The following is a 10031-nucleotide window of genomic DNA, read 5'->3' as shown; positions in this document are numbered from 1 at the left end:
ATTCAATGGCAATATCCACATATTTCTTGCCTTCCTGGTCTAAATTAGTGTCAACATTTTTACTGGACAATCGTTCAAACCGATCACTCAGACCTTTAAATTCAGAATAAAAATCTTCACCTAAAATGGCAAAGTCATAATGACCTCTCCTGGAACGTTTAGGAACATTATCACCTCTAGGAGGAAATGAATGCTTTCCCCTGATATATCTATCAGAATCATCTTTATCAGTAAAAAATCGTCTTCGAGTTGGATATTCTGCTCGCACTAAGTTCCCTAATTGAGATAACTTACAGAAAAATACATGATGCAGATCATGTTCATTAAAAAAACAATTCCTATTCTTTCGAAAATCTTCTTTCAATTCTCGGGTTGCATTTTGAACTATTTCTTCTGAATTCAATACTCTACACCCCCACATTTTATTAATGATTTATCTTTAGTTAAATAACTATCAACTGAGTGATAAGATGATAATATAGAAAGCAGATTAAGATTATGAACTTAATCGCATATACCTTTGCCAAACGCTTCAAACATTTATTTACTACTTCTATTTTCCTAAAAGCTTTAGAAATTCAAAATTAAATCGTTTAGCTCTTTCTAGAGAAGTTCCAGCTTTGGTTCTTTTTACAACGGTGTTCATGTCATATTGAAATGATGATCTCTTCTTTCTTTCATAATCAAAACTTTCAATAATCTCATCACTCATATTATTCAGATCCATTGCCTCATATTTCGCAGTCTCAAAATCTTCCAGAAGATTTTTTGCTAGTTTATCCCTCACATAAACAATCAAAGCATCACTGGTTACTTTATGAGAGATTCTATCGCCCACTTTGTATCCTAAACTAAAAAGCACTGCATTGGTAATGTAATACATAGAATAATATGAAGTCACAATAACCCACAAAGATGATAAATTTTCTCTGAAAATATAGTCAGCAACCTTTAAACTGTCTTCAGAATTGATTCTAAATGTGTTAATTATGTCAGTATCTGGATCTCTTCTAAGGAGTAACTTTTCCTTAAAATATCTTTTAACATTATTATTTGCTTCTTTTATTCTTTCCTCATCCAACAATTTCCATCACCCGATAGTAGTCTTCAATACCCACTAAGATCACGTTGTATTTGGTTGCCTCCGAAACAACACTGAATTCCTTACTTCTAATCATCATCATAAATTCTTCATAGGTGAAAAATATTAAGTGAATATCCAGGGGAAGGATGGATAGGGTTCTTTCAATCTCTTTTTTCCTGTTTCCTTCAGCAATAACCATCAGATCAATATCCGAAGTTTCAGAAGCAGATCCTTTGGCATAGGATCCAAACAACAAGGCAATGAACGGGAAGGGCAGAAAGTTTAATTTTTGCTGGAGAACTTTAAAATCACTATTTTTAGTTAATACATCTCTTCTTGCGTATTCTGCGCTGAATATCAATGAATTAGGTTTTTTGAGTAGATTACACTGGTAAGCATTGCCCGTTTTTTCTAAATCTATTATATTTTCTTGTTCAAGCTTTTTAATGATATTATAAACATTTGTATATCTTATACCAGTCATTTGAGATATTTTACGAATAGTTGGAAGATTATCACCCTGTTCAATGAGTTTTATCAGTACATCCTGTGTATTATCTTTCATTAAAAACACCATTATAGTAAATATACTATAATATTATAGTAAACTTACTATAATTCTTTTGGTGTCTGAATTGTAATAAATAATAATAATTACACATTAATAAAAGTTCATTTAAAAATAATATTTACTCAGAAGCAATACTACTTCGGGAAAGATGCAAAGTGTGAATACTTAGATTACTACTCTGTCCATATGATGACTGATGATGAAGCCCTCCGAAAAACTCTAAAACTCATAACTACCACTTATATATGTGGGTAAACAATATCATTATGAAAAAACAATATTTCTATCAACAATAACACTCGAAGTATAAAATAAGGAAGTGTAAAATGTTTAAATCACACTCACAAGCCACCGGTATATGCATCACAACCCTGTTTTTGGGTTTGGTTTTATTTTTTTCTCTAAGTGCGGTTTCTGCCGCGGATGGATCCACTTTATACGTGAATGGAGGCACTGGAAGTGATCTAAATAATGGAACTGAATGGGTCTATGCTAAACAAACCATTCAAAACACCCTGGACTCGGCACCAGATAACAGTGTAGTGAACGTGGCCAGCGGTACTTACACCGAAAACCTAAAAATAACCAAGAATGTCACCCTGGTTGGTGCTGGAAGCTCAACCACCAATATCGATGGAAACAATAAGGGTAGCTGTATCCAGATCAGCCCCGGCGTAACAGTAGAAATTACTGGATTCAATATTGTCCGTGGTAATGCCCATTCTGGTGGAGGGATCAATAACCAGGGCACTTTAACCCTGAAAGACTCGGTGGTTGCAGATAACCGAGGCCAGCTTGGTGGGGGAATCTGCAACAATGGCCCCTCAGCAGTGTTAACCTTAAAAAATACACAGGTTATCTTTAATAGTGCCTATCACGGGAGTGGAATTGCCAACCACAGGGGGACCATGTTCCTGGAAGATTCTAGAATAGAAGAAAATGAAAAAGCACTTTTCCAGGGCACACAGATCTTCACCACCGGCACCGTGTATGCTAATAACACAGTTATTGGAGGTAAAATATACTACAGCGATGGTACAACGCGTGAATCAGGTAATTACGCTGCATTTAGTGATGTTTTTGGTTATATCAACAATCAATTCGGAGGAGGAGAATCCTCAGACACAGAAGATCCCAATCAAGCAGTAGCAGAGGCTGCATCCACCGAAAAAATAGCCAGCACCACCAATTCAAAGGAGAAATTTGTAGGTATGCAGGAAACCGGAACCCCACTGAACTATCTCACCCTGGCATTTTTAATGATAATATGCGTGTTTAGTTTAAAAAGCGTTAAACAGAATTTAAAGATATCCTAATTTTTTTACAATGTAAAAACTTTTATAATTTAAAAATCACCAGAGATAACTTCATTCCCCTACTACTTTTTCTCCTTTAAAAACCCCGCCGTAGGGGATTTCGGAGCCCTAGTCTGTCACCCGTTACAAACCTTGATGTGAGCTGAAACGCTTGATATACTACTAAAAACCCCTATGACATATGACGCCTGCTAGATTTAGAGGCAGTCATTATTTGATTCTTTTCCCTATATAAAACACATACCCATAATACGCTTTGTATTTACGATATAACTCTGCCTCATATTGCTGATAGGCTATGAATTCTTCTGCGGATTTATTGCCCTTATACTTTTCCAGTAAAGATTCCTGCATTTGGGGATGCTGAACTTCATAATAATATGTCCAACAAGCTTCGGGGACAACAAAGGTAGCAATGGGAAGATAACCTGCTTTTTGCATTTGATCAACCTTGTTGGATATGGTGTCTATTTCGGGATAGGCTTCTTGCCAAAAGTCCTGAATTTCGGTGGGTCGCTCTTGGGTAAACCAGGTATTTTCTGTAACTGCGATATATCCCCCTGTTTTAAGAAATTTTCGCCAATCTCTTAATCCACGTTCAAATCCAATGTTATAAATCGCACCTTCCGACCAGATCAAGTCCAATTCTTCTTCTTGAAAAGGAAGATTTTTCATATCGCCCTTGACACCTTTCACTCTATCTTGGAGATTTTGGTTTTGGGCGTTTTGGTTAAATTGTTTGATAAACTCTGGAAATAAATCAACACCGATAACTTCGCTCGCCGTGTTTTGCGCCAACACCCTAGTTTGACCGCCTGTTCCGCAACCAATATCGGCAATTTTGGATTTTGCAGTAAGACCATCTATAAAACTCAAAGCTTTAAGCGTTACTTCGGAACTTCCAGGTCCCTGCCGCTCTGTGTTTCCAAAGTAATCATAAATAATATTCAAGTCAAATTCGTGAATCGTTTGGTTTTCGTTACTCATAAACTAATCCCCCTTGATTTTATTTTTTGTCAATTTTCCGTACTCATGCTTGCCTCTAACGGTTGCGTATATGAAATGAAGCAGATTGTGGAACTAACATCTCTAACCACCGAGAAACCCTGCTCTGGCTGAACTGCCCGCAAACACCCTGGTACTGTTTATTATAACTGTTACTGGCTTGATTATATCTGTTACCGCTTTATCATATATACGTTGTTAGCGGTAGTGCTTATTTGTTCAGCGTTTTAATTTCCTTTGTTAATACATTTCCCGCTATTCCTATAAATCCTTTTTAAGATAAATCATATCAACAAGTTGTATGTCACCCTCGAAAATAGGGTGGTCGTAATTATCTGTGAAAAAATTCTTTACTCGATATGACTTTCGAAATCCACAACTTTCATAAAACGACAAGATTGCAGGGGTTTCGCCTGTCCCGACAATCATTGCTTGGTAGTCGTTTTTGTAGAAATCAAAAATGAAATTTATCAACGCTCTACCGTACCCTTTGCCCTGATATTTCTCGTATGTCGCTATGTTTTTCAACTCGCAGTTTCTGCTATTTATCGGCACTACGACGCAAACACTTTTCAAATCATCGTCATATAAAGCAAACAAGTCTCCACTCGGCAAATACTTGTCAACCATATCTTCCTGCTCGTCTGCCAACAACAATAAGGCAAGGAACTGTTTCTTATTTTCCATAATTTTTTCTATTTTCACCATTTATTTTCACCATATCTCTGTTGTTTCCTAATTTGTCAAGTTTTATTTTCCGTCTTATCTCCCCGTATTACCGCTAACGGTGGCGGTTGACCTGTAAGGGTTTACGAAGCGATTTGGTTCCAAGTTATACAAAAGATGAAGCGAGCAACAAACCCTGAATAGCCTACTGCCTAGGCTTTAGAATGACCATATGTCATATATCAGACATTTTCGATGAAGTTCCTTTAGCATACGATCCAAATCCTTTAACATACGATCCAAACAAATAGCGATGAAAGCGAAAGGTAAGAAGTTATTAGAGTTAGTATAATCATATTTATTAAAATCATTACTTAATTTATAAAGCTCTATTTTGTTATTTGATTAGAGGTTGAATCTTTTTTTTACTTCTCAGATACTCCTTATGACAACTATCAAAACTTTTAATGATCATAGTAAAATACACACATCTACTAATCATTAAGTGTAAGATAAAGTCGGGAAAAGACTGGTAAAATTTTATAAACGATTAAAGAGGGGTTCATTATTCCTAAAGAAGAGTAAATATTTTTAGAGGGTTGAGATCTATGGTTGAAGATCAAAAATTACAAAAGAATAATATAATTCTTTACAAGGGCGATGAAGGGGCGGCAACCATTGAAGTTCTTTTTAAAGATGAAACCATGTGGTCCACACAGAAAACTATGGCAGAACTCTTTGATGTGACACCATCAACCATAAATGAACATTTGAAAAATATATTTCAAATCGGTGAATTATCTAAAAAGTCAACTATTAGGAATTTCCTAATAGTTCAAAAAGAAGGTAATAGAGAAGTTAGTAGAGATATTAATTTTTATAATCTGGATGCAATTATTGCTGTAGGTTATCGGGTGAACTCTAAAAAGGCTACGCAATTCCGTATTTGGGCTACTAACGTCTTAAATCAATTTATAACCAAAGGTTTCGTTTTGGATGATGAACTTTTAAAAAACGGAACCCGTTTTGGTCGAGATTACTTTGATGAATTACTGGAAAAGATCCGTGAAATACGTGCCAGTGAACGTAGATTCTACCAGAAAATAACAGACATTTATGCACAGTGCAGCTTTGATTATAACAAAGATGCTGAGATTACCAGAACCTTCTATGCAACTATTCAAAATAAACTTCACTGGGCCATAACTCACCACACTGCAGCAGAAATCATATCAGAAAGAGCTGACAGCTCTAAAAAAAATATGGGCATTACAACCTGGAAAAATGCACCAGAAGGGAAAATCCTAAAATCAGACACTGGTGTTGCTAAAAACTATTTATCCCAAGAAGAGATTTCTGAATTGAATCGTATCGTTAACATGTACCTGGACTACGCAGAGAACCAGGCTAATAGACATAAACTCATGTCCATGGAAGACTGGGTATCAAGGTTAGATAAATTCCTAGAATTCAACGAATATGACATCCTAAAAAATCCGGGAAAAGTTACAAAAGCAGTAGCTAAAGAGATCGCCTCCAAAGAATTTGAAAAATATCGAGAAATCCAGGATAAGGATTATATTTCTGATTTTGATAAGGATGTGGCTCGGAAGTATTTGGATAAAACTGGAAATGGATACACTTAATTTTTCTTACCATATTCAGGTTTTTTTGATAGAAACCTATTTTATTTCAATTTATTCACATAGAAAGACTTAATTTAATTCAATATCAAATAATAAATCTAGTTTTATCTATAAATCCATCAAAAACTACATTTTAACATTAATACACTAATTACAACTATGGAGATTACTAAGTGAATGGGAAAATTTACAAATTAAAAGACAATGAGCTGGAAGTAGTCCATGAAGAAAAACATCAAAACGAAAACAACTTCCAGGAGTTACTATCCAAATACCCTGATCTCATCCCTGGTGACTGGATCGATACGGAGAATCCTCGCAGATGGCTCTTGGTAGGTCGTGAGATTGATAACATAGACCTCTTCCTCCTGGATCAGGATGGAATCCCCACCATAGTGGAAGTTAAAAAAGGAACTAACCCTGAAATCCACCGTGAAGTAGTGGGCCAGATCTTTGATTATGCTTCAAATCTGGTTTTCTCCCAATCAGTAGAAACCATTATCTCCCAGATAAAATCCAACAACCCCATCACTTGGCAGGAATTTTTAGAAACCCTTCCAGATGAAGAAGAATTCTTTGAAAAAGTGAAAACCAATCTAGAAGAAGAGAAAATGAGACTCATCATAGTATCTGATGAGATTCCCAGAAATCTGCAGAACATTATCGAGTTTCTAAACAATAAAATGGAATCAACCGAAGTTCTGGCACTGGAGATCAAACAATACACTGATGATACCACTGGAACCAGGACTTTAGTTCCCAGGTTAATGGGTCACTCCAGGATTATAACACCCTTGGAACCTGAATTATCAGAATCAACCTTTTTCGAGAACCTGGATGATGTTGGTGTAGATTTCTACCAGGAATTAATGGATTTTGCCAGTAAAAATAATCTCGAGAGAAAATGGACCCGGAAAGGATTCTTTTTAACGATTCCCATTGAAAACCGTGAAGTAAAGATACTGCAATGCTATTCCAAGTTATATTCCTTCGGACAGAGCGTATTCTCCACCCAATTTAATATAAGCAAAGAAGTTAGAGGTGGAGATGAAATCTTTCAGAAATGTTTAGATAGTATTTTAGAAATGGACGATTTTTACAAAGTAGGCCACGGTTTCGGATTTAAAATAGAGAAAAATTTGGATGAAAATCAATGGAGAGAATTTAAAAAAATACTCGTTGATATGAAAGTGAAAATCGAAAGAAACGGGGTTAATTGATAAATAGAAGATAAGCCCTCAAAAAAGGAAAAAAAATAAATATTTATTTTTACTACTTTTACCACTACATTATTTGGATATAAGTATACTATAAGTTCCGGAATTAGTAAAAACTAAACTTTCAGGGTATATAGTCCACCCTGCATTTTCAAAAGTGTTTAAAGTTTCACTAACACCCAAAGCATCGATAGTTACCAATTTCCACTCTTTCTTCAATCTCGCGTTGCTCTTTTCTTCCAGTTGTTTTCGTTCTTCTTCTGTTAAATCAAGAACTTCGAATGCTTCGTGGATTTTATCAGTAGTTATTTGTTCTTTTTCTTCACTCGTTGCATAAAATTTATGTCCTTTCTTACCCTTTTTCTCGAATGTTGCCGTATTTACCCCTCCAAATTTGATAAAATTTAGATTTAGTATGTTACTGGTGTAATGTATTATGTTGTCGGTGACGTTTATTATTATGTAATGGTGATGGGGTGGATGGTTATTTTCAGGGGGTGCTCCTGCTCCTCCACTTATTAGGAATGAGATGAGTCAAAAACCCTTCAATAATTCGTTTAAATCCCCCACAAACTCTAAACCAGCATTTCTACCGGTTCCTGAAAGTATTAATAATTTTTCTTTTTTATTTTTCCTAAATAATTTTATATTTATTCTGGATCGGAGGGATTCGTTAACTTTAGCCGTCATTTCCCCCAATTTTGGAGCAGGAATATCCACACCTTCATCCCGACTGGCGTCTATTTGTAGTTCTAATTCTTTATTAACAATTATTATTTTGATAGTGTCATCAGTAACCTGTAATTTTTCGATTTTAGCTCCGTTGTATGTTGTAAACTTGTATAATCGTTTATTATGGAGTAAACCGAATATGTAACCTGTAAAATAATTACCGAGCCATGGAATTTTGGCAATGGATCCAAAAAGAGATAAATCAACTTCATCAAAATGGTTAGTCTGCATCCAAATCCATGATGAGGGCATGGATGAACCCCAATCCTTCTCAATATATCCTTTTCCCCCCGTGAAATCTTTTTTCTTATTGTTTATCTCTACATATCCCTTGATTGAATGGTTGAAACTTAAAACACCATGGTAACATTCCATAAAAGGAATAAAGGCATAAATCCCCATAACCCCTGGAGATAATTTTTTAACTGGCCATGGAAAAATGTTATCGAATTTCATTTTGGCTGTAATTTTTGTGTGACCATCATCAATATCAAGGTATATATCATTCATACTGAAAAAGTTATTACCAATTTTGATTTCAAATTTTTCCTTATTCGCCCAGAAGCTTGAAAGTGGATATTTAAAGTAATGAAGATCCTGGTTGCGTGCATCCATGAACATTACAAAAGCATGGGATTTATTTAGTTTTTTGGTGATGGATACTCCAACAATTATAGCGTAAGCTATTTTTTCATCTCGAGAAACAGATTTGAAGTACCATCCTTCAAAATAGTCTTTTTTCTTCCCTCTGCCCTGGAAAACTTCGGGCTTCCAGATTTTCCCCATCAAAATCAGTTCCCCCTCAAATCATTTCCACTATCATATTGTAATGATTAAATCGAACCCTAAAACACGTTATTATACTTTTTTCAATGAAAATATCTTGGGAAACAAATAATTTAACCCTATTAAATAGTATCTTATCATATCAATTATTATATGATACTATGTTTACATTTAAATTTTAACGTGGCAGAACGCTCTAAATTATCATTTCTAAATTAAAAAGTAGATTCACTTACCCATTGAAATTGGATAATCCATACCTAAATAGGATAACTCCACGTGTATTAGGTTGCACCGCTTTGATCTCAGACAGTAAAGTAATTTCACTCACCGGAGTTACATTCTGGTAGGAATCATAGGTTTGAAGTCCGGCTACGATCTTCCCGGGAAGAAGAGCGTTATATACTTTAGCCCAGTTTTTTAAACCGTTTATGCTATGAGGATAGTCACCTATATAGAGCATGGGGACTATGTAGTCACATAATGGGGCTATCATGTAGTAATATTGGTTATCATCCCATCCTTCGGGCTTCACGCAAAGGGAAAAAGTTACTCCCTGGGTGTCCTCCCTCATGGCTTTAATCATTGGAATATAGGAGGGCATATCATAGGTTTCCACATCTAAATGGACCCCTATGTCCATCCCAGCAACCTCAGAGGCATGACTGAAACCTGGAAAAACCCAGGCATGAGTTTTTATTCCCACAGAATCAGCCTTTGTTTTGGCTTCAGTTAGTATGGGTAAGTAATTATCATTTTTTACTAAAACGTATACATCTGTAATTCCAGCAGTTTTTAGACTTTTAAAATCGATTTGGGATATGGGTGTGACACCGGGGTTAATATAATAACCCATGATAAAACCAGTCCCCACCGAGGGGATTTGGTACAATGGAGTTACAGGGCTGGTGTAAGGCACAGGCAATGCTCCAGTTGTGGTCTTAGTAGAACTGGAATTCCCAGCTGCAGCTGCACAGCCCAGCATCAGCGTAAATAGTATTAGAAATG

The 10031-nt window shown here is 35.7% G+C and carries 10 protein-coding genes; 3 read left to right on the top strand and 7 right to left on the bottom strand.

Annotated elements, in window-relative coordinates; translation table 11 throughout:
- The 3 genes from HY987_RS00205 to HY987_RS00195 all read right to left on the bottom strand — a co-directional run.
- Nucleotides 1-268: hypothetical protein (locus HY987_RS00205; RefSeq protein WP_292754145.1), on the bottom strand; the 268-nt coding region annotated here is incomplete at its 3' end.
- A 285-nt stretch (nt 269-553) separates the two neighbouring features.
- A complete protein-coding gene (locus tag HY987_RS00200) occupies nt 554-1084 on the bottom strand; it encodes a hypothetical protein (RefSeq protein WP_292754143.1) in 531 nt (176 codons plus the stop codon).
- Nucleotides 1074-1649: a nucleotidyltransferase domain-containing protein gene (locus HY987_RS00195; protein WP_292754141.1), complete on the bottom strand. Its 576-nt coding sequence runs from the start codon at nt 1647-1649 to the stop codon at nt 1074-1076. Before HY987_RS00195 ends, HY987_RS00200 begins: the two co-directional genes overlap by 11 nt.
- Nucleotides 1650-1981: 332 nt before the next feature.
- Here HY987_RS00195 and HY987_RS00190 point away from each other — a divergent pair, with 332 nt between their 5' ends.
- Complete coding sequence (locus tag HY987_RS00190; RefSeq protein WP_292754139.1) at nt 1982-2971, top strand: pectinesterase family protein; 990 nt, start codon at nt 1982-1984, stop codon at nt 2969-2971.
- Between the two features lie 210 nt (nt 2972-3181).
- Here HY987_RS00190 and HY987_RS00185 read toward each other — a convergent pair whose 3' ends face one another.
- Together HY987_RS00185 and HY987_RS00180 are read right to left on the bottom strand one after the other, a co-directional pair.
- On the bottom strand, nt 3182-3958 hold the full coding sequence (locus tag HY987_RS00185) for a class I SAM-dependent methyltransferase (protein WP_292754137.1): 777 nt from the start codon (nt 3956-3958) through the stop codon (nt 3182-3184).
- Between the two features lie 279 nt (nt 3959-4237).
- Nucleotides 4238-4684, bottom strand: coding sequence for an N-acetyltransferase (locus tag HY987_RS00180; RefSeq protein WP_292754135.1), 447 nt, complete (start codon nt 4682-4684; stop codon nt 4238-4240).
- Between the two features lie 566 nt (nt 4685-5250).
- Between HY987_RS00180 and HY987_RS00175 the strand changes: the two genes are divergently transcribed.
- Both HY987_RS00175 and HY987_RS00170 read left to right on the top strand, forming a co-directional pair.
- Nucleotides 5251-6288, top strand: coding sequence for a virulence RhuM family protein (locus HY987_RS00175; RefSeq protein ID WP_292754133.1), 1038 nt, complete (start codon nt 5251-5253; stop codon nt 6286-6288).
- Between the two features lie 173 nt (nt 6289-6461).
- A complete protein-coding gene (locus HY987_RS00170; protein WP_292754131.1) occupies nt 6462-7508 on the top strand; it encodes a hypothetical protein in 1047 nt (348 codons plus the stop codon).
- A gap of 531 nt (nt 7509-8039) precedes the next feature.
- On the opposite strand, the gene HY987_RS00165 is transcribed toward HY987_RS00170, so the two are convergent.
- Nucleotides 8040-9023: a tocopherol cyclase family protein gene (locus HY987_RS00165; RefSeq protein WP_292754147.1), complete on the bottom strand. Its 984-nt coding sequence runs from the start codon at nt 9021-9023 to the stop codon at nt 8040-8042.
- A gap of 232 nt (nt 9024-9255) precedes the next feature.
- A complete protein-coding gene (locus HY987_RS00160) occupies nt 9256-10008 on the bottom strand; it encodes a hypothetical protein (RefSeq protein ID WP_292754129.1) in 753 nt (250 codons plus the stop codon).
- Nucleotides 10009-10031: the final 23 nt, after the last annotated feature.

The sequence above is a fragment of the Methanobacterium sp. genome (genome assembly GCF_016217785.1).
GTDB lineage: Archaea > Methanobacteriota > Methanobacteria > Methanobacteriales > Methanobacteriaceae > Methanobacterium.
Note: the sequence above shows the minus strand (reverse complement) of the source record. Positions and strands in the feature narration are given on the sequence as shown.

What these genes read in the sequence shown, in the direction of transcription:
- HY987_RS00195 (WP_292754141.1), bottom strand. Translation starts at nt 1,649, where the DNA reads ATGAAAGATAATACACAGGATGTACTGATAAAACTCATTGAACAGGGT.
- HY987_RS00190 (WP_292754139.1), top strand. Translation starts at nt 1,982, where the DNA reads ATGTTTAAATCACACTCACAAGCCACCGGTATATGCATCACAACCCTG.
- HY987_RS00185 (WP_292754137.1), bottom strand. Translation starts at nt 3,958, where the DNA reads ATGAGTAACGAAAACCAAACGATTCACGAATTTGACTTGAATATTATT.
- HY987_RS00180 (WP_292754135.1), bottom strand. Translation starts at nt 4,684, where the DNA reads ATGGTGAAAATAGAAAAAATTATGGAAAATAAGAAACAGTTCCTTGCC.
- HY987_RS00175 (WP_292754133.1), top strand. Translation starts at nt 5,251, where the DNA reads ATGGTTGAAGATCAAAAATTACAAAAGAATAATATAATTCTTTACAAG.
- HY987_RS00165 (WP_292754147.1), bottom strand. Translation starts at nt 9,023, where the DNA reads ATGGGGAAAATCTGGAAGCCCGAAGTTTTCCAGGGCAGAGGGAAGAAA.
- HY987_RS00160 (WP_292754129.1), bottom strand. Translation starts at nt 10,008, where the DNA reads ATGCTGGGCTGTGCAGCTGCAGCTGGGAATTCCAGTTCTACTAAGACC.